The following is a 17,928-nucleotide window of genomic DNA, read 5'->3' on the forward strand; positions in this document are numbered from 1 at the left end:
ATATTGTGTAAAATCCTTATAAAAACAAGATACATTAGTTAAAAATATAATGCATTAGGAGGAAAGCAAATATGAAATATGATTTAATTGTTAGAAATGGTTATTTATTGGATCCGGCTACCGGAAATAAAGGTAAGCATATAGTTGCAGTAAAAGATGATAAAATTGCAGATTATTCTCAAGATGGGCAAGCAATTCAGACTATAAATGCTAAAGGTTGTTATGTTTTTCCAGGCCTTATCGATTTTCATACACATATTTATGAAGGAAGTGATTTTGGGGTTTCACCAGATTTATTATTAGCCAATGGTGTTACAGCAGCTGTTGATGCAGGAAGTACAGGATGTGTCAATTTTGAAATGTTTTATAAAAATTCAATGATGAATAGTAAACTGAAAATAAAGGCATTTTTAAATGTATCATCTATTGGCCAACCGGGCGCAGGGATTGATGAACCTCTTGATCCAAAATTGTTTCAAAAGGATTTGATACGATCTTTAATTAGAAAATATAAAGGTACAATATTAGGCTTAAAGATTCGTTTTAGTAAAAATACTGTGGGAGGTTTAGGTACGAAACCATTGGAAGAGACGTTAAAACTTGCTCAAGAATTAGGGGTACCTGTATGTGTTCATACAACTAATCCGCCAATTGATGCTGCTGAACTGGTAAGCATGCTTAGAAAAGGTGATATATACTGTCATATTTATCATGGAACAGGTTCAACTTTACTAGAAGAAGATGGTACAATAAAACCAGCATTTTTAGATGCTGCAAAAAGAGGAGTAATTTTTGATTGTGCAAACGGAAGGTTCAATTTAGATTATAAGGTAGCCAAACAATCCATTTCAAATAAGTTCTTGCCGGATATAATTAGTACGGATACGACAAAAGTTACTTTAAATGTACCGGCACAAGTTAAGAGCTTACCATTTGTCATGTCAAAATATCTTAGCTTTGGTATGAGCTTAGAAGACGTTTTAAAAACCGTAACTGTTAATCCTGCAAAATTAATGGGTATGGAAGGTAAGATTGGAACACTGAAAAAAGGAGCATATGCAGATATTACTATTTGTAAAATCGTAGATAAAAAAGTTGTATTTAGTGATTCAAAAGGTGCAACACATGAGGGAAACCAACTGATAGTCCCAGTTCTTACAATTGAAAATGGTAGGATTGCATATTGTCAAACGGATTTTAATATTTAACAGTACTTACGCAGCACAAAAATAACATTGAAAAATCAATAGCTTTAACCACTTAACTTATCCCAAATGGTTGTTACTATGGGACTTGTAATATCATTTACCTGTTTACTTTTACAATCTTTTGAGGAATACCCGGTATCGAATGTTGCGTATTCGACCTGTAATCCAAATTTGTGAGCGAAAGTTATCATATCTATTGCCAGTTCAAGCTTGATGTGATAATCTTCGCATTTTTGCTTTGGAATCCACATTCGAAAGCAAACAGTTAATTTAAACCATCCATTTGAGCACAGCAAAACAACTATATGCATTCCCATAGCAACAACCTTTTACATAATACTTTAATGTTTAAGCTATTGATTTTTCTATGATTAAATCATTTTGCATAAGTACTGTTAACTAAATATCATATGCCAAACCGTCCTTCACCTATTAATCTTATAACTTTATATTCATTAATAAAACAGCCTGCTGGATATGTCTTTTTCTTAAAAAACGATATCATGACCATGAACTTTTATATCTTCTATGATGTCTCTGATTTGAATAATGCCGTCTATCGGAATGATGGTTTTGATGTAAACTGTGAGAATACTGGTTATTATACTTCCTGCCTGAATTGGAAAGTGACCCAAACATTCTCAATATACGGCTTAAAAATCCTTCTCTTTTATAATAGTTACTACCTCGATGCTTATCTCCATATCCATTTTTTTCTGATGATCTTGAGAAAAAACTCATTAAAGCACCTCTTTTCAATAATTTTTAATATGATTGAATAATTATCAATTGACAATATAAATCACATATATTTACACATTCATTTTATAATTGCACATATATTATTGCAGCCCACTAATAAGTAATAAATAATTGACACATATATCATTTAATGATATATTATACTAAATGATATGTCATTTAATGATATATAGGAGGTAAAAATGGCTAGAAATAATTCTTTGGAAATGGGTGAACTTACAGACGCATACTATTATATTTTGCTATCTTTAATAAAACCTAAACATGGCTATTTGATTATGAAATCAGTTGAAAAGATGTCAGAAGGCAAGTTTTCAATAGGTCCTGCATCTTTATATACAAGTATAAAAAAACTTCTTGATGCAAAACTCATAAAACTTACAGAGGAATCAGAGCAAAAAAAAGTTTACATTGCTACAGATAAAGGAATTCAATTTCTAAAAAATGAAGTTAAAAGGAAACGTAAGATGGTTCAAATTGCAGAAGAAATATTTAGCAACGAGGAGATGTTATAGTATATGTCCAACACAAAATATGTCATGAGCAAAGGAGTAGCTTTTGGAGAAGAGGAAGAAATGGAAATGCTCTCTGATTATGCAAGCAAAGGCTGGATTTTATATAAATTTAGCTTTATGGGATACAAACTCAAAAAAGCTAAACCTGAAAAATTGCAATATTCTCTAGATTATAGATATAATGCAGATGAAGAATACTTTTCATACTTTGAAGAAGCAGGATGGAATCATGTATGTTCTGCATCAAATTCAATGCATATATTCAGTGCCCCTGAAGACACAAAACCAATTTATACAGACAGCGATACTAAATCAGAAAAATATATAAACCAGTATAAATTAGCTAAAAAAATCGCAATGCCATCACTTTTATGCCTTATTGTATGCTCTATTTTATTTACTATTTTAGCATCACTTGCTAAATATGATTATATACCTCATATATATATAAAAATTGGATGTATTATTTTAATACCTACATTAATAATAACATTAATAATAACTATTATAACAGGACTACCTTGTATATCTTATTACACTACATTAAATAGAATTAAGGATGGTTATCCAACTCATGTAAAGCATAAAGCATTAAAAAAATTATTAGATACATTAGCAGCAATTTCACCTATATTAATAATATCTCTGTTCCTTTTAAGTATATTTAACATTATAATTATAAGCAAAGCAGCGTTTTTGTTAATTTGTCTAATTGCTTTCATAACTTGTCTATTAAGTATGTTCATAAAATAAGCTAAATAAAAGGTGACCAATTATGAATTGAACACCTTTTATTTTATCCTAACTTTAAATATAAAACTCATCAGCTTATAACAACCTTTTTCTTTTCTTCTCTAATAACAATAATTCTCTGCAGTGCAATAAATATAAATAACAACATTCCTACTGCAATCTTTGTCCACCAAGAATTAAGATTTCCCTGAAACATTATAAGGCTTTGAATTATACCCATAGTTAAAACACCGAATACAGGTCCTATAGGATATCCTGATCCCCCTGTTAGTAATATTCCTCCTATTACACAAGCTGCAATGGCATCCATCTCCGTTCCCAAACAATGTAAGCCATAACCAGATAGTGTATATAAAGTAAATAACAGCCCAGCTAAAGAAGAGCAAAAACCAGATACAGTATAAACAAGAATTTTAACTTTTCCAGTATTTAGGCCCATAAGCATAGCTGAATTTTCATTTCCACCAATTGCATATACGGTTCTACCAAACCTTGTATACTTTAATACAAATATAGCAACTGCAGCTACTATCAAACTAACAATTACATTAATGGATATAGCTACACCTGGACCAATGGGTATTCTAAAACCTGAAATAGCAGTAAATACCGGATTTTTAATACTTATAGTATCTATACTTATAACATAACTTGATCCTCGTGCAAAGAACATACCTGCTAATGTTACAATCCATGGGTGAAGATCAAATTTCTCTACTAATATCCCCTGAACTGTTCCAAATACAATTCCTACAATTAAGACAAAAATCATAACCAAAAATGGATTAACTCCATTTTGCAATAGGCTTGCAGTAATCATACTTATAAAAGCTATCATAGAACCTACAGAAAGATCTATTCCACCTGTAATAATAACAAAAGTCTGGCCAATAGCTAAAACTATTAAATAAGCATTATCTATAAAAAGGTTTGCTAATACTTGTCCTGAAAAAAATCCACTAAACATAACAGATCCAATTAAAAATAATACTATAAACAAACCAATTGTAGCGTAAATCGAAATAAATGATGAATTCAATTTTAAAATTTTCTTCTTATTAGTTAACCCTTTTATCATACACGAGCCACCTCTTTTTTAGGTTTACTTTTAGTTGTATTATTTTTTGATTTCTTTCTTACTAGCATTTTTCTAAATGCCTCAGATTGTATAATACAAACTATTATAACTACTATAGCTTTAACTACAAGAGTAATTTCTGGAGCCACTCCCATACTATAAATGGTTGTTGTTAATGCTTGTATAAATATTGCTCCTACTACTGTTCCTCCTAAATAAAATCTACCACCTGCCATGGAAGTTCCTCCAATAACAGTAGCTAATATAGCATCTAATTCCATCCACAATCCTACATTGTTTGCATCTGCACTCTTTATGTTAGAGCATAAAATAATGCCTGCAATACCTGCTAGAATACCCGATATAATATACAGTGAAAAAATAACTTTTCGTGCCCTTATGCCACAGTATTTGCTGGCACTGCTATTTACTCCTATAGATTCAACAAATAAACCCAATGCTGTTTTTCTAATAAGTAAATAAATTGCAAAAACAATTACAGCAGCAATAATTATTGCCACAGGTAAGAAAATATATCCTGTTCCTATAAAAATAAATGACTTATTAGTAAATGTTAGTATTTGACCGCCTGTAATAAGTTGGGCTATACCTCTTCCAACTATGTATAAAATAAGCGTAGCAACCATAGGTTGAATTTCAATATAAGCTACCAAGAAACCGTTCCATATTCCACAAAGTACACCTACTATTGCTCCTGATAATACTGCCGCTGGAACAGAACCACCTCCAACTATAACTGTTGCCGAAACCGAAGCACTTATAGCAATTATAGATCCAACAGAAATATCTATTCCCTGGGTGGCAATAACTATTGTCATACCTAACGATATTAATATAAGTGGCGCTGAATGATTAAGTATATCTATTACATTTCCAAATAAGTGTCCATCCCTAATTGTTATATTAAGGAAACCTGGTCTTACTAAAAAATTTAATAAAAGCAGCGCAATTAATGCTGCTACCGGCCAAAATATCTGCATATGATAAAATTTCATAAATATATTGGAAGTTTTAGTATTATGCACTAATATTGCCTCCTTCCGCAATAGTCCTAAGTATATTAGATTCTTGTACCTCTTCTCCCGCTAACTCCCCTATAATTTTTCTATCTCTAAGTACGAGCACCCTATCGCAGCAACTTTCTATTTCTGAAAGTTCGGAAGATATAAATATAATTGACATGCCTTTTTTTGCTAGTTTTATAATTAATTTTTTTATTTCATCCTTGGCACCTACGTCAATACCTCTTGTAGGCTCGTCCAAGATTAAAATCTGAGGGTCTGTAGCAAGCCATCTTGCCAGTATAACCTTTTGTTGATTTCCACCACTCAAATTGTCAATTCTCTGTTCTATACTAGGAGTTTTAATATTTAGGAGTTTAACATACTTTTCAGCAATTTCCTGCTGCTTTTTCATTGGAATGTATTTAAATATTCCTTTAATGGATTGAAGAGCCAAAATTATATTTTCTCTTATAGTTAGTTCTCCAACTATACCAGCTGCTTTTCTATCTTCGGGACAAAGTCCTAAACCTTCCTGAATAGCTTTTTGAGGATAAATATATGAATATTCCTTACCATCAATGATCAATGTTCCATGATCTGATTTATCTATACCAAACAACAATTTAGCACATTCAGTTCTTCCAGAACCTAAAAGTCCTGCTAGTCCAAGTACTTCGCCCTTTTTTATATTCATACTAAAAGAATCTATAGTTCCTTTTCTGCCAAATTGTTTAGTTTCTATCAAGTTTTTTTCTTCATTACTGTAATAATCACGAGATAACTGCTTATTTTCTTTTACCATTTCTTCGTACTTTTTTCCTATCATCTTAGAAATTAGGTCCATTTGAGGTAAATCTTTTACAGCATAAGTTCCAACCAATTCTCCATTTCTAAGTATTGTTATCCTATCTGAAATTTCATAAACCTGATCTATGAAGTGAGTTACAAACACAATTGACATGCCTTCGGATTTTAACTTTCTCATAATACTAAATAACTGTTTAACTTCATTACTATCCAAACTAGACGTTGGTTCATCAAGAATCAATATTCCACTTGATATATCTACAGCTCTTGCTATAGCCACCATTTGCTGAATTGCAACAGAATAGCTAGATAATAATTTTTTTACATCTATTTTCAAATTCAATCTTTCTTCCAATAATTTTGATGCATTTTCATTCATGGTATTCCAATCAATAAATCCTCTTTTCATTGGTTCCCTTCCAATATAAATATTCTCAGCTACAGTAATGTTTGGACATAAATTGACTTCTTGATAAACAGTGCTTATCCCATTTTCCTGAGCATCATGGGTTGATTTAATAATAATTTTTTTTCCATTTAAAGTTATGATTCCTTCATCTATTTCGTAGACCCCTGTAAGCACTTTAATTAGAGTTGACTTTCCAGCCCCATTTTCCCCCATAAGAGCATGTATCTCACCTTTTTTAAGTTGAAAATCTACATTTGAAAGAGCTTTAACCCCGGGAAAAGATTTGCATATGCCTTCCATGTTAAGAACAATATCGCTTTCATCCATTAAATTCACCCCCATTTATCAAAATTTCATAATGTATGAATGTGGAATATCCAATTCATACATTATGATTTACAATTCTAATATTTTCTGTTAGGTAATTCTTTTTTAGCTTGATCTTGAGTAAATACACCCTCTTTAGTGTGTACAATTTTATCTTTAAGTTTGCCACTTAGTACTTGTTTTGAAGTTTCTAGCAATTGAGGTCCTAAAAGAGGATTACACTCAACTATACCATTTGATTTTCCATCAGCCATTAACTTGAACATATCTTTAATACCATCAACAGAAACTATAAAAATATCTTTTCCTGGTTTTTTACCATATTCCTCTATAGCTTGTATAGCTCCAACTGCCATATCATCATTGTGAGACCACAAAACATTAATTTTATTTCCATCAGATTTCAAAAATGCTTCCATAACTTCCTTACCTTTTGCACGAGTAAAATCACCTGTTTGTGATTTTATGATTTTATAGTTTGGACAATCTTTTATAGTTTCATTGAAACCTTTTTGACGTCCTATCATAGCTGTTGATCCAACAGTACCTTGAAGCTCTGCTATGTTAAGCTTTGCATCTTTTCCAAATTTATCAATTACAATTTTAGCTGCTCTCTTACCTTCTTCTTCCATATCTGATCCAAGAAAAGCTGTAACAAGAGAATTATCTGCTACTTTTACATTTCTATCTACTATAACAACTGGTATCTTGGCATTTTTTGCCTCTCTCAATACTGTATCCCAACCAGTTTCTACTACAGGGTCCAATGCGATTATATCAACCTTTTCAGCTATAAAGGATCTTATTGCCTTTATTTGATTCTCCTGTTTTTGCTGGCCATCAGAAAATTTTAGTTCAAAATTTGGATCTAATTTAGGAATTTCCTTAATGGAAGTAGTTTCTGCTGTTCTCCAACCACTTTCAGCTCCAACCTGTGCAAAACCAATTACCTTTTTCTTACTTGATGAATTTGAGGAGCTTGTCTGCTGACTTGCGCCGCCGCATCCTGCAAATATACCAATTGTTAAAACTGCTGTTGCTGCTAAAGCAGCAATCTTTTTAAATTTCATATTTCTTTCCCCCCATTATATTTATTTTTATTTCAGAAAATCCAGGATATATAAAAACATCCAAACCATATATGTAAAGATTTGATTTTTTATATAATTAGGACTATTTCTTTGTATATTTCTCCTGCATTTTTGAAATCAACCAATTAATGTTTTGAAAGCGATTTCTTAAATATAATAATAATATTTATTGGTACAAATGTCAATTACTTTCATATATTATTATTTATTACCTTAATTCAATATTATGCTAATACAATTATTTCAATAAAATACATATATTTTTATTGAAACAAAAAATGTTTAAAAAATAGTTACATAAGTGATATTTATTGGTATAAATACTGGATCATTTCACCCCTACTGGTGCTAATTTGTCCTATTCAAAATATACAATTGGATTTGGTTGGGTATTAATTATCCACAAGAGTTGTAAAAGATGATATGATAAGAGAAGACAACCCGCCATGCATGGGTTAAATTATAGAACCATCATGCTTCACGGCTTGTCTTCTCTTAATTTGAATACATAAGATTATTCTTTGAAATAAGGATATTAAAGCAATGATTGTGCTTATATATGTTAAAAACAGGACGTGAAAAATACATCTACCTTTTAAATATTCATTCATGGAAAGTACAATAAAAGGCATTATATAAAATGAAATAGCAGCTGCTCTTCCCATAAAATCAAATACAAAAGTTTTATTCTTCTCTGACTTATACTTATTCATGATTTTAGAAGTTACAAAGAAATCAATAATCTTTGCTATTATTACAATTAAAAACCACCAGGCAATAAGTTTGTATTTTATCAGTATTCCTGTAGCACACAATATAAACAAAAAGTCTGCTAAAACATCAAGAAAACTTCCAAAACTTGAAACTGATTTAAAATACCTGGCGATTCTTCCATCTATAAAGTCAGTTACACATATTGCAAAAAAAATCATTACTAGATAAGTAAATAGCTCATCATTTCCATCTAAAGCAAGCTTTCTGTTTAAAAATAAAGTAAATATTCCTGTTAAAACTACCCTTAACAAAGTAATGAAGTTAGGAACTGCATACCTTAAATATTTTTTCATTATCTCTACTCTCCAGTTAAATTTTTTATTGCATCTGCTGCCTTAGTTGTTTGTCCTTTTAAAAGTTTTATACCTTCAACTTTGTCTGCTCCCTTTGCTAATTGTACTAAGGGATCTATTTCTTTTGTTACCTTATTATCGCCACCAGTTGAAAATATCATCACTCTTTTATTTGAAAAATCTTTAATTGCCTTCATATAGGATTCCAGCACCGTTGAATACTTTCCCACATAAATAGGAGTTCCAAAAACAAGTACGTCGTATTTAGAAATGTCATAGTTTAATTCTTGAGATGGGTAATTAATTGTAACTTCATAGCCTGATTTTTGCAAAGTTTCTGCTATACTACTTGCCATAGTTGATGTTAACTTAGTTCTTGATGGCTGATAAATAACCAGTGCTTTTTTACTACTGCTGCTTAAAAGTAATTTTCTCTCATCACTCTTATGAACTATTGAATTAGCATTTACTACCCACTTAAAAAATAGAATGGTTCCCACTATAATAACAACTAACAAAATTAATACAACCTGCAGTACTCTTTTCATTGTAATCCCTCCATTTAACATAATTTATCTGATGACCAATTCTTGAAACAGCTGCTTGAGATTTGACAAAATTTTAGCTTTAGTGTCTTCTTTACTAACCATAAGTCTCCGCTTGTTAATCCACAGGGAAATTTCGCCGTGTAAGTAAGCAAAAAATACATCACTTACAAAGCTTGCCCTTTCTTCTAACAACTTGCCCCTAGCTGCTTCTAAAATATTTTTATCAAATTCTTTTCTTGCACTTGCCACTATGTTCATTACTTCACTGGGAGGCTCTCCATCTATGGATTCCATCCGAAGAAGTTTGTACAATCCAATATGATCTAATGAAAAATCAATAAAATTAGATAGGAGCACATAATAATCTTTTTCTGGATCATCTTTAAAAGTTAAATTATCTCTTGAATAATTTATCATCTTGATCAATACTTGTCCCAAGGCTTCCCAAAGTATTTCGCTTAAACTGCCAAAATAGTTATATAAATTTGTATGAGAACATCCTACCTTTTTAGCTATATCTCTCAATGTAACATTTTTAATTTCTTCATTTTCATCTACTAACTGCAAAGTTTTTTCTAAAATAATCTCTTTAGTTATTTGACTTTTATCAGTCTTCATTCTAATTCACCGTCCTTATTACCAATGGTAATTACCATTGGTAATATAATAGCATCATAAAATTTGTATGTCAACATTTTTTCATTCTATTACCTGTAACTCTAAAGTATGAATTAAGGAAAATCCAAAAATTATTACATAACATAAGCAATAATCTTTCCCTTATGGATAATCTTAATATATAAATTATCCATAAAGGTTTTAATTATAACATACTGTTGGTTTACTTCTTCTCATTATTTCTTTAATTATCAGCTATTTTTTTACAAACTATCTTAGAATTTTTACCAACATCTACTTTATTTCTATATTCCACTATCTCGATATCACAATTAGCTCCTATAGTAACATTATTTCCTCTTACTACTTTTGCACATGTATTTTCAAGATAAATATCATCTCCTTCAATTGTGCCTGTTACAAGTCTTGCAGAATTTGAGAAAAGATTTATCATCTTCATGAAAAAATGACCTTCTCCCAATTTAACACTTATATTTTCGCCACCTATATCTTTTACTGTACATTTTCCATACATCTCTATATCTATATTCCCTGCATTTAATAATCCGTCTATATTAAAGCCTCCTCTTGCATTAAAATTTTCTGCTTCACAATCTCCACTTATGGATGCTGAACCTGATATTGATATTTCTTCCGTATGCAAATTACTATCCATACGGGAAGATCCACTTATTTTAACTTTTTTTGCAGTAACACTGCCTACTATATGAGAAGATCCACTTACGGTTATTTCTTCACAATCAAGATTTCCACATATTTTAGTACTGCCGCTGATTTTAGTTATTTTACTTTTTAAATTTCCGCTCACATTAGAAGATCCTGATACTTTATAAGAGCTGCACTCTATATCTCCATTCATTTTAGCAGTTCCACTTATTTTAACTTCGTCATACTTTCCACCTCTAATTATTCCAGCCCCAGAAATTTTTACATCTTGTAAATTCTCTTCCATTTTAAAACTCTCCTTTATTTTATAATGTTAGTTTTGATTTTAATTGCTCCACACATTCCCCTGCATTTATCTTTAATACAAGCATGGCTTCAGTTTCAACATACACTTCATTTGGTATCAGCATTAAAAAACATACAGCAACTCCAAGCTTTCTTATAAGTACTACATCACAATATCTTCCATAAAATTTCTCATAGTTTTTTTCCAGAGTATCAAGTACTAATTTAGCTTCCCCCAAACTCACCTTTCCAGATTTTAAAAACCTATCTACTATAGTCATAAACAGCAGTTCATTAAAATTGAATTCACTGCTTTCTTTATGAACATCTTTATATAATGTGAAAGTAGGTTGTGAAACAATGTTATGTGATGATATGTCACTTTCTTTTAAAATAACTTTCGAAAGATTTGGCGAAAATATGCTTGCAAGTTCATCTAAAGATACATCATCTTTAAAATTCTTGATCTTTTCTACTCTATCCAGTATTTCCTTCCTTGGAAAAAACGTCTCCTGGCCTGTAAAGCTGGACCTTTTTATAAACCATTCTTCGGGTATTAATTTTTTTCTTTTCCATCTATACAATTGGCCATAGGAAATACCTGTTACTTTAAGCAATTCTTTTTTAGAAATTAGATTTTCCTCTTCCATATTTTCATTCCTCTCAATAATTTCTTTTTCAAAAACAGTGTAACATAACATTGTTACGTTAGCAATAGTTATTTTATCCGATGGCTACCAGCCGTAATCCCCCATCTTCTTATAAAGTGTGGGGATAACGGCTGCTACACCCCTGGATAACGATTTCTAAGTTTCAGATAGAGAAAAAAAACTTCACCTGAAACCAAGAACTCTGTTTATTTAAAATAAAAAACTCACCTTAAAGCAATAACTGCTAAAGGTGAATTTAAATAAGACTCCATTAAAATCCTATGTATTATTCTTTTTAAAAACAATATCCATAAAGGACATTCCAAATGCCAATGCTAACGACATCCATATTCCACTGAGCAAACTTCTATTTGTGATTCCAAATATATAATAAAAAATGCAATCCAAAATGGAAAACAAAGCAAATAGTAACATTAATTTCAAAGTTCTCTTTTTTACCTCAATCCATTTCAATTTTTTTAAATTTATTACAGCCACTAATAACATATATAATATATAAAAAAATGCAAAAAAGAGATATGCCATTAAAAATTTAGCAGCAAATTTATTTCTTATACCCCTATAGGCAATAAAAAATGAAATTGCCGTACTTACTAGAAACACTATGCTTATTATTCTTGTAAAATATGTCATTAAATTTTTTTTCATATTATCCCTCATATATTCTATTACATAGCCATTCCACCATCTACATTGATGACTTGCCCTGTAATATACTGGCACATATTTGAAACAAGAAATAAAACTGCATTTGCCACATTTTCTGCTTTTCCGTAAGCTTTCATTGGAATTTTAGACAGCATCTCTTCAGTTACCTTATCAGAAAGTACAGATGTCATATCTGTTGAAATATATCCTGGAGCAACGGCATTTACAACTATACCACGACCTGCAAGTTCCCTTGCAGTTGCCTTTGTAAACCCAATAACTCCTGCTTTTGAAGCAGCATAATTTGCCTGACCAACATTTCCTATTATGCCTACAACACTTGCTATATTTACTATGCTTCCTGATCTTTGCCTTAACATCTGCTTTGATACAAGCTTAGTACAGTTAAATGTCCCGGTAAGATTTGTATTTATTACTTTATCCCAATTTTCTTTTTTCATGGTCATCACTATGCCATCACTTGTAACACCTGCATTATTTATCAATATGTCTATCTTTTTAAATTTTGCAATTACAGATTTTACAACTTCTTTTGTCGATTCTTCTGAACTCACATCATGCTTTAAACCCAGGGCTTCAACACCATAAGCTGATGATATTTCATCTGCCGCTTTTCTTGCTCTTTCTTCATTAGTTCCCGTTACTACTATTTTTACTTTTTCTGCTGCCAATTTCTCTGCAATAGCTCTACCAAGCCCCCGAATGCCTCCAGTTATTAAAGCTACTTTATCCGTTAAACCTAAATCCATCATGTTCATCCTCCTATTTGCAATAATGGCCACCCTGCCTCTCCCTTTAGACGTGAGATAACAGCTTATATGCCACTAGATAATTTCTCAATAAAATACTAGTGGTAATTATATCATACTTTATGTATCAAACAAATCCAAAATTCACCAGTTTATTTCCAGCCCCACTCCTACTTCCTTTATAGGTAAATATTTATGTATTTCTGCTTTAACAGCAAAGGAGGTACAATGACAGGGATACAACTCTTTCACATCATTTTTTCTTAGATATTCAATAGTTTTTCTAACCCCAGAGTTAACTTGAAATAAATGAAATCCACCTATAATTCCAAGTACCCTGTTGTCACTGCAAACTTTTTTTGCGTATTCCACTATATTGCATATGCCGCTGTGAGAACATCCTGTTATAACATAAATACCCTTTTCACTTTTATACACAAGTGCCGTATCATCCATTACATAATCATCAACCAAAGCTTTCCCTGAAGCCTGCTTTCCTATAGGTTTTTTATTTTCAAAATCATTCGTTCTTGGTATCTCCCCTAAAAAGGTTATATGTTTGCTAATTTTTTTAGGTTCTTTGGAAAGAATCAAATTACATTTTTCTTTTAGCTCTTCTTCCAAAATAGGAGAACAAATTTTTAAATCTCCATCTATTTTTTCCTTAAATGCATCAGGGTGGGCAAGTATTGAAATTTTGTTTTTACAGTTTTTTTCAAAGTAATATTTAAGTCCTCCTGTGTGGTCATTATGTCCATGTGAAATAGCAATTATATTTATGTTTTTTAAATCCACCCCTAATGCATCTGAATTTTTTAAGAATATATCAGAATAACCTGTATCAAATAGAATTTTAGTGTCTTCATCTTTCATATAATATGAAACAGCAGGTTCTCCAAAATAATATCTATCTATATAGGTGTTGTTATCTACTAAAACTTTTAGTTTCATTCTTTCATCTCCCAAAAATAATTTTCACTGTCTTCATTATATTTTATAAAACCATTCTTTTGCAAAACTTTTTGGGATGCAGTACGAATCAGATAACCTCCAAAATTTTTCAGAATTAAAAAATCGCCTTCAGTTTTCTGCTAAAGGCGATTTTAATTATTTCATTTTTGATAAAATTTTCTGTATGGTTTTAGGAGATAGATAGTATGTTTCAGAAAGGTAGTCTATAGATGCTCCCTTTCTGTATTTGCTGTAGATTTCAAGGTTTCTGTAAAATAACATATTTCTGCTGCCACTTTTCTCTCCCCAGGTTTTTCTGTTGCATTGTCTTCTTGGTATATAGATATATTCGCCGTCAATGTAATCCTGAATTTGAGATACGAGTTCTAATGACAATACATCTGCTGCTTTTTTATCCGATCGCTACCATTGCTAACACCCCCATCGCACACAGCGAAAGCGACTATCACAAAATCAAATATTTAAGTTCTCTGCTTTTCCCACTAAGTAGGATTTATTGATATTCCTCATATTTCTTTTCTAACTCTGGATCTTCAATTAAAAATAAGTATTCTAAAAAGTACAATAGAAAATTTGGAACATAAAAACTAGCCTAATATTAACATGTTAAGCTAGTTTTACTTTAGAATTTTTCTAATCCATTCAGGCATATTTTTACTTTTCCATTTAATAGTTCCATTAACTAAATACGCTATTTCTTCAATTTGTTTTGTATTATCATATATATATTGATGTCTTGTCAACACCATTAACACCAGCAATATGGTATATGTAGCCATTTTTACTCGCCTATTATTCTTTTTTGTTCTTTTTGAAGCACCAGATTAGATAATGTTATATAAAAATCCTGTTCTTCTTTCGTTTTTGCATTTTTAAATAATTCTTTTAAGTCCCAATACGAATATTTTAAGAATTGTTCATATAAGTTATTTTGTTTATTTGTTTTCTCCATATTAATTCCTCCAACAAATAATACTTTTATTATATTATAGCCTAATACATCACTTATATAAATAATTTTCTGCAAGTGTACATGTCATGTTAATGTTCAACTTAGGTATCAGCAGATAATAATACTAGTTTAAACTAATTTAAATACATCCCCTGTTGAGTTTCAACGTATAATAACTGAAACAAGTAACATTGCTAAATTTACATTTAAATACATCTCATGTTAAGGTTCAACTTTCAAGAATAATAGATATGCGAAATGTTTTTACAGAATTTAAATACATCTTATGTTGAGGTTCAACCACAGTAAAATAGCCATTTCTTATTTTCATTATAGTCCTAAAACCCTTAATAATAAAGGCATCAACAGAAAATTTTCCAACCGTTTTTCACTTTTCACAAACTCAATAAAAAAGGTACCCTCATCCATTGAATTCAAATGACTTAAGACATCTCTATCCCCCAAATTAGTTGGAAAATACTCAACAAAATGTAGTAATATATTGTATAAAATAGTATAATTTATTTGTACAATATACAGATAAATAGTAAATTTATGAGGGAGAATGTGTATTATGAAGGAATCGACCATTACAACTACATTTAAATCAGATATTAAAAAAGTATGGGAAGTAGTTACAAACAACAATAAATATGAGTGGCGAAGCGATTTAAGTAAAATTGATGTTTCAGAAGATGGAAACTCTTTTACAGAATATACAAAAAATAATTTTCCTACTAAATTTAACATTACTTTAAAAAAGCCTTATGAGCGATATGAATTTGACATGACTAATAAAAATATGAAGGGTCATTGGATTGGAACTTTTAGTCCTGCTAATAATGGTACCCAGATTGAATTTGCAGAAAAAGTATCAGTAAATAATCCTATAATGAATTTGTTTGCAGGTTTGTATCTAAAAAAACAGCAGTCACTTTATATTGCAGATTTAAAAAAGGAACTAGGTGAATAAATTTCATATTACTTTTATGTTGCTATGACCCGTTTATAAATTATTTCTGCTGCATCTTTTGCTGAGATTTCATCTACATCTATTTTATCTGTATCCATTTTTAGATAATTGTTTAACCTGGGAACACTTCTATCAATGACATCTTCTGTTCTGGTTCCATTTTCAATATCTTTTGTAATTCGTTCAATTAATGATTTTTCTGAACATATAAGAGAAAACTTATACACCTTACAGCCCCTTTTGTTTATTCTAGATAATACATCATCAAGAATACTTTGCATATGCATTACCCAACAAAATATAATATTTTCATACTCCGAACATGAAATGAAATTATTTAGCATATATGTAATATTATCAATTACCATACTTTTAGTTTCATCTGTAACGATGAAGGGTGACATATTCCAGCACCAATCACCGTCAAGGAAGACACATTTAGGCAGCAGTTTTTGTAATTCTTTACTTGTTGCTGTCTTTCCTACACCCATTGTTCCATTTATGAAAATAAGATTTTTTATCATTTTACCCTTGTCATTCATAATCAATTACTTCCAGCTTTCATAATGTATAATTTCTTCCAGTTTCTTTCGTAGACGAGGTTTAGGCTTTTCATCTGCATAACCAAGTGTGACAATTCCAACTACATATTTATCATCAGGTATATTTAAAATTGGTCTTATTTCATTTTGTACAAACCATCCAACCCAACAAGTACCTAATCCCAGGTTATCAGCTCCAAGCAATATATTTTCTACAGAGATTGAAGTATCTCTAATTATCTGTTTAAGTTCTTCTTCCGGACTGTTTTCATCCAATGATACAGCTATTTTTTCGTCTATTCTGCAGCGTATGTCTGCTACACAAGCAATAAAAACTGGAGCAGAAAGCATCCATTTCTGATTATGACATACTTGTGATATTTTTTGCCTATTTGATTCTGATTTTACCACAATAAAGTGCCATGGTTGAGTATTGCTTCCTGATGGAGCAAGCCTTGCGCCTTCGATCAACTGCAGTATTTTTTCATTTTCAACTTCTCTATCTATGTATTTCCTTATACTTCTGCGTGTTGAAATCTCTTCAATCATATCATCCGCTTCCCTTCTTAATAATTATTTTAACATAACATTATATATTAGCAAAATGTAAACATAGCCTTGCAACTTTCAAATTTCATAGTATAATTTTATACAAATATTCAATTTACTTAACCCACATTGAAGATACAACCGCAATTTGTTTTCCTAAGAGTGTTTTTACCTTGATAATAATATGATTTGGAGCGTTGAAAATGAAAATTAAAAAGAATAAATTTGACATTATGGTCAATCTTTTAAGTTTATTATGTTTAGTTGGGACAGTTGTTGTTTTGACTATTCTATGGAAAACAATTCCTGCAAAAATACCTGGACATTATAATGCTGCTGGTACTATTGATAAAGTAACAGACAAGAACTCTTTGATTGTGCTTTTACTTGTAGGATGGATTATATTTATTGGGATATCCATTGTAGAAAAATTTCCTCAAATATGGAATACAGGAATACAAGTAACAGAGCAAAACAAAGAAAAAGTATATAGAATTTTAAAAAACATGATAGGAACTGTAAAACTTTTGATAGCCTCAGTATTTTCATATTTGACGTTACAATCAACTACCGGGAAAAATTTATCACCACTATTCCTACCAATCTTTTTAATTTTACTGTTTGGATCGATTGTATTTTTTATATTTCAACTAGTAAAAGAAAAATAAATG

General features: G+C 30.7%; 23 protein-coding genes and 1 pseudogene. 5 read left to right on the forward strand and 19 right to left on the reverse strand.

Features of this window, described 5'->3' with window-relative positions; genetic code table 11:
• Positions 1-71 precede the first annotated feature (71 nt).
• Positions 72-1,208 (forward strand): metallo-dependent hydrolase, encoded by a 1,137-nt coding sequence (locus CLJU_RS17155; RefSeq protein WP_013240103.1) that lies wholly within the window; start codon positions 72-74, stop codon positions 1,206-1,208.
• 44 nt (positions 1,209-1,252) lie between these two features.
• Here the strand turns inward: CLJU_RS17155 and CLJU_RS17160 are convergent, their stop codons facing one another.
• Both CLJU_RS17160 and CLJU_RS21850 read right to left on the reverse strand, forming a co-directional pair.
• The gene (locus CLJU_RS17160) at positions 1,253-1,525 is read right to left on the reverse strand and encodes a hypothetical protein (RefSeq protein WP_013240104.1); all 273 of its coding nucleotides are present in this window, start codon (positions 1,523-1,525) and stop codon (positions 1,253-1,255) included.
• 184 nt (positions 1,526-1,709) lie between these two features.
• Positions 1,710-1,949, reverse strand: coding sequence for a hypothetical protein (locus tag CLJU_RS21850; protein ID WP_013240105.1), 240 nt, complete (start codon positions 1,947-1,949; stop codon positions 1,710-1,712).
• 203 nt (positions 1,950-2,152) lie between these two features.
• Here CLJU_RS21850 and CLJU_RS17165 point away from each other — a divergent pair, with 203 nt between their 5' ends.
• Both CLJU_RS17165 and CLJU_RS17170 read left to right on the forward strand, forming a co-directional pair.
• The gene (locus CLJU_RS17165) at positions 2,153-2,485 is read left to right on the forward strand and encodes a PadR family transcriptional regulator (protein WP_013240106.1); all 333 of its coding nucleotides are present in this window, start codon (positions 2,153-2,155) and stop codon (positions 2,483-2,485) included.
• Between the two features lie 3 nt (positions 2,486-2,488).
• On the forward strand, positions 2,489-3,238 hold the full coding sequence (locus tag CLJU_RS17170) for a DUF2812 domain-containing protein (protein ID WP_013240107.1): 750 nt from the start codon (positions 2,489-2,491) through the stop codon (positions 3,236-3,238).
• Positions 3,239-3,308: 70 nt separating this feature from the next.
• On the opposite strand, the gene yjfF is transcribed toward CLJU_RS17170, so the two are convergent.
• The 15 genes and pseudogenes from yjfF to CLJU_RS22080 form a co-directional block, all read right to left on the reverse strand.
• The gene (gene yjfF, locus CLJU_RS17175) at positions 3,309-4,316 is read right to left on the reverse strand and encodes a galactofuranose ABC transporter, permease protein YjfF (protein WP_013240108.1); all 1,008 of its coding nucleotides are present in this window, start codon (positions 4,314-4,316) and stop codon (positions 3,309-3,311) included.
• A complete protein-coding gene (locus tag CLJU_RS17180; protein ID WP_013240109.1) occupies positions 4,313-5,362 on the reverse strand; it encodes an ABC transporter permease in 1,050 nt (349 codons plus the stop codon). Before CLJU_RS17180 ends, yjfF begins: the two co-directional genes overlap by 4 nt.
• Positions 5,355-6,884, reverse strand: a complete 1,530-nt coding sequence (locus CLJU_RS17185) for a sugar ABC transporter ATP-binding protein (RefSeq protein ID WP_013240110.1) — start codon at positions 6,882-6,884, stop codon at positions 5,355-5,357. The genes CLJU_RS17180 and CLJU_RS17185 overlap by 8 nt, the downstream gene beginning before the upstream one ends.
• 77 nt (positions 6,885-6,961) lie before the next feature.
• Entirely contained in the window at positions 6,962-7,954 is a 993-nt protein-coding gene (locus CLJU_RS17190; protein WP_013240111.1) for an ABC transporter substrate-binding protein, read from the reverse strand.
• Between the two features lie 476 nt (positions 7,955-8,430).
• Entirely contained in the window at positions 8,431-9,042 is a 612-nt protein-coding gene (locus CLJU_RS17195; protein ID WP_013240112.1) for a CDP-alcohol phosphatidyltransferase family protein, read from the reverse strand.
• Between the two features lie 5 nt (positions 9,043-9,047).
• Positions 9,048-9,590: a flavodoxin family protein gene (locus tag CLJU_RS17200; RefSeq protein ID WP_013240113.1), complete on the reverse strand. Its 543-nt coding sequence runs from the start codon at positions 9,588-9,590 to the stop codon at positions 9,048-9,050.
• A 24-nt stretch (positions 9,591-9,614) separates the two neighbouring features.
• Positions 9,615-10,208 (reverse strand): TetR/AcrR family transcriptional regulator, encoded by a 594-nt coding sequence (locus CLJU_RS17205; RefSeq protein ID WP_013240114.1) that lies wholly within the window; start codon positions 10,206-10,208, stop codon positions 9,615-9,617.
• A 244-nt stretch (positions 10,209-10,452) separates the two neighbouring features.
• Positions 10,453-11,181: a polymer-forming cytoskeletal protein gene (locus tag CLJU_RS17210; protein WP_013240115.1), complete on the reverse strand. Its 729-nt coding sequence runs from the start codon at positions 11,179-11,181 to the stop codon at positions 10,453-10,455.
• Positions 11,182-11,200: 19 nt separating this feature from the next.
• Positions 11,201-11,830 carry a transcriptional regulator Cap37 gene (locus CLJU_RS17215; protein ID WP_013240116.1) on the reverse strand — a complete coding sequence of 210 codons (630 nt, stop codon included), beginning with the start codon at positions 11,828-11,830 and terminating at the stop codon, positions 11,201-11,203.
• A gap of 279 nt (positions 11,831-12,109) precedes the next feature.
• Positions 12,110-12,499: a hypothetical protein gene (locus tag CLJU_RS17220; RefSeq protein WP_041705190.1), complete on the reverse strand. Its 390-nt coding sequence runs from the start codon at positions 12,497-12,499 to the stop codon at positions 12,110-12,112.
• 20 nt (positions 12,500-12,519) lie between these two features.
• Positions 12,520-13,272 (reverse strand): 3-oxoacyl-[acyl-carrier-protein] reductase, encoded by a 753-nt coding sequence (fabG, locus tag CLJU_RS17225; protein ID WP_013240118.1) that lies wholly within the window; start codon positions 13,270-13,272, stop codon positions 12,520-12,522.
• A gap of 141 nt (positions 13,273-13,413) precedes the next feature.
• A complete protein-coding gene (locus tag CLJU_RS17230; protein ID WP_013240119.1) occupies positions 13,414-14,220 on the reverse strand; it encodes an MBL fold metallo-hydrolase in 807 nt (268 codons plus the stop codon).
• Positions 14,221-14,376: 156 nt separating this feature from the next.
• A pseudogene (locus CLJU_RS21855) lies at positions 14,377-14,625 on the reverse strand (CD3324 family protein); the annotation flags it as partial.
• Between the two features lie 233 nt (positions 14,626-14,858).
• Positions 14,859-15,020, reverse strand: a complete 162-nt coding sequence (locus CLJU_RS21860) for a hypothetical protein (RefSeq protein WP_193351968.1) — start codon at positions 15,018-15,020, stop codon at positions 14,859-14,861.
• Positions 15,021-15,022: 2 nt separating this feature from the next.
• Positions 15,023-15,193 carry a hypothetical protein gene (locus CLJU_RS22080; protein ID WP_013240121.1) on the reverse strand — a complete coding sequence of 57 codons (171 nt, stop codon included), beginning with the start codon at positions 15,191-15,193 and terminating at the stop codon, positions 15,023-15,025.
• Between the two features lie 574 nt (positions 15,194-15,767).
• Here CLJU_RS22080 and CLJU_RS17235 point away from each other — a divergent pair.
• Positions 15,768-16,166, forward strand: a complete 399-nt coding sequence (locus tag CLJU_RS17235; RefSeq protein WP_041705192.1) for an SRPBCC family protein — start codon at positions 15,768-15,770, stop codon at positions 16,164-16,166.
• A gap of 14 nt (positions 16,167-16,180) precedes the next feature.
• Here the strand turns inward: CLJU_RS17235 and CLJU_RS17240 are convergent, their stop codons facing one another.
• Both CLJU_RS17240 and CLJU_RS17245 read right to left on the reverse strand, forming a co-directional pair.
• Positions 16,181-16,708 (reverse strand): AAA family ATPase, encoded by a 528-nt coding sequence (locus tag CLJU_RS17240; RefSeq protein WP_023162235.1) that lies wholly within the window; start codon positions 16,706-16,708, stop codon positions 16,181-16,183.
• Between the two features lie 6 nt (positions 16,709-16,714).
• Complete coding sequence (locus CLJU_RS17245) at positions 16,715-17,257, reverse strand: nitroreductase family protein (protein ID WP_013240124.1); 543 nt, start codon at positions 17,255-17,257, stop codon at positions 16,715-16,717.
• Between the two features lie 203 nt (positions 17,258-17,460).
• On the opposite strand from CLJU_RS17245, the gene CLJU_RS17250 reads away from it, so the two are divergent.
• Positions 17,461-17,925, forward strand: coding sequence for a DUF1648 domain-containing protein (locus CLJU_RS17250; RefSeq protein WP_013240125.1), 465 nt, complete (start codon positions 17,461-17,463; stop codon positions 17,923-17,925).
• Positions 17,926-17,928 lie beyond the last annotated feature (3 nt).

The organism is Clostridium ljungdahlii DSM 13528, assembly GCF_000143685.1.
GTDB classification, from domain to species: domain Bacteria; phylum Bacillota; class Clostridia; order Clostridiales; family Clostridiaceae; genus Clostridium_B; species Clostridium_B ljungdahlii.

What these genes read in the sequence shown, in the direction of transcription:
- CLJU_RS17155 (WP_013240103.1), top strand. Translation starts at nt 72, where the DNA reads ATGAAATATGATTTAATTGTTAGAAATGGTTATTTATTGGATCCGGCT.
- CLJU_RS17160 (WP_013240104.1), bottom strand. Translation starts at nt 1,525, where the DNA reads ATGGGAATGCATATAGTTGTTTTGCTGTGCTCAAATGGATGGTTTAAA.
- CLJU_RS21850 (WP_013240105.1), bottom strand. Translation starts at nt 1,949, where the DNA reads ATGAGTTTTTTCTCAAGATCATCAGAAAAAAATGGATATGGAGATAAG.
- CLJU_RS17165 (WP_013240106.1), top strand. Translation starts at nt 2,153, where the DNA reads ATGGCTAGAAATAATTCTTTGGAAATGGGTGAACTTACAGACGCATAC.
- CLJU_RS17170 (WP_013240107.1), top strand. Translation starts at nt 2,489, where the DNA reads ATGTCCAACACAAAATATGTCATGAGCAAAGGAGTAGCTTTTGGAGAA.
- yjfF (WP_013240108.1), bottom strand. Translation starts at nt 4,316, where the DNA reads ATGATAAAAGGGTTAACTAATAAGAAGAAAATTTTAAAATTGAATTCA.
- CLJU_RS17185 (WP_013240110.1), bottom strand. Translation starts at nt 6,884, where the DNA reads ATGGATGAAAGCGATATTGTTCTTAACATGGAAGGCATATGCAAATCT.
- CLJU_RS17190 (WP_013240111.1), bottom strand. Translation starts at nt 7,954, where the DNA reads ATGAAATTTAAAAAGATTGCTGCTTTAGCAGCAACAGCAGTTTTAACA.
- CLJU_RS17195 (WP_013240112.1), bottom strand. Translation starts at nt 9,042, where the DNA reads ATGAAAAAATATTTAAGGTATGCAGTTCCTAACTTCATTACTTTGTTA.
- CLJU_RS17200 (WP_013240113.1), bottom strand. Translation starts at nt 9,590, where the DNA reads ATGAAAAGAGTACTGCAGGTTGTATTAATTTTGTTAGTTGTTATTATA.
- CLJU_RS17205 (WP_013240114.1), bottom strand. Translation starts at nt 10,208, where the DNA reads ATGAAGACTGATAAAAGTCAAATAACTAAAGAGATTATTTTAGAAAAA.
- CLJU_RS17210 (WP_013240115.1), bottom strand. Translation starts at nt 11,181, where the DNA reads ATGGAAGAGAATTTACAAGATGTAAAAATTTCTGGGGCTGGAATAATT.
- CLJU_RS17215 (WP_013240116.1), bottom strand. Translation starts at nt 11,830, where the DNA reads ATGGAAGAGGAAAATCTAATTTCTAAAAAAGAATTGCTTAAAGTAACA.
- CLJU_RS17220 (WP_041705190.1), bottom strand. Translation starts at nt 12,499, where the DNA reads ATGAAAAAAAATTTAATGACATATTTTACAAGAATAATAAGCATAGTG.
- fabG (WP_013240118.1), bottom strand. Translation starts at nt 13,272, where the DNA reads ATGATGGATTTAGGTTTAACGGATAAAGTAGCTTTAATAACTGGAGGC.
- CLJU_RS17230 (WP_013240119.1), bottom strand. Translation starts at nt 14,220, where the DNA reads ATGAAACTAAAAGTTTTAGTAGATAACAACACCTATATAGATAGATAT.
- CLJU_RS21860 (WP_193351968.1), bottom strand. Translation starts at nt 15,020, where the DNA reads ATGGCTACATATACCATATTGCTGGTGTTAATGGTGTTGACAAGACAT.
- CLJU_RS22080 (WP_013240121.1), bottom strand. Translation starts at nt 15,193, where the DNA reads ATGGAGAAAACAAATAAACAAAATAACTTATATGAACAATTCTTAAAA.
- CLJU_RS17235 (WP_041705192.1), top strand. Translation starts at nt 15,768, where the DNA reads ATGAAGGAATCGACCATTACAACTACATTTAAATCAGATATTAAAAAA.
- CLJU_RS17240 (WP_023162235.1), bottom strand. Translation starts at nt 16,708, where the DNA reads ATGAATGACAAGGGTAAAATGATAAAAAATCTTATTTTCATAAATGGA.
- CLJU_RS17245 (WP_013240124.1), bottom strand. Translation starts at nt 17,257, where the DNA reads ATGATTGAAGAGATTTCAACACGCAGAAGTATAAGGAAATACATAGAT.
- CLJU_RS17250 (WP_013240125.1), top strand. Translation starts at nt 17,461, where the DNA reads ATGAAAATTAAAAAGAATAAATTTGACATTATGGTCAATCTTTTAAGT.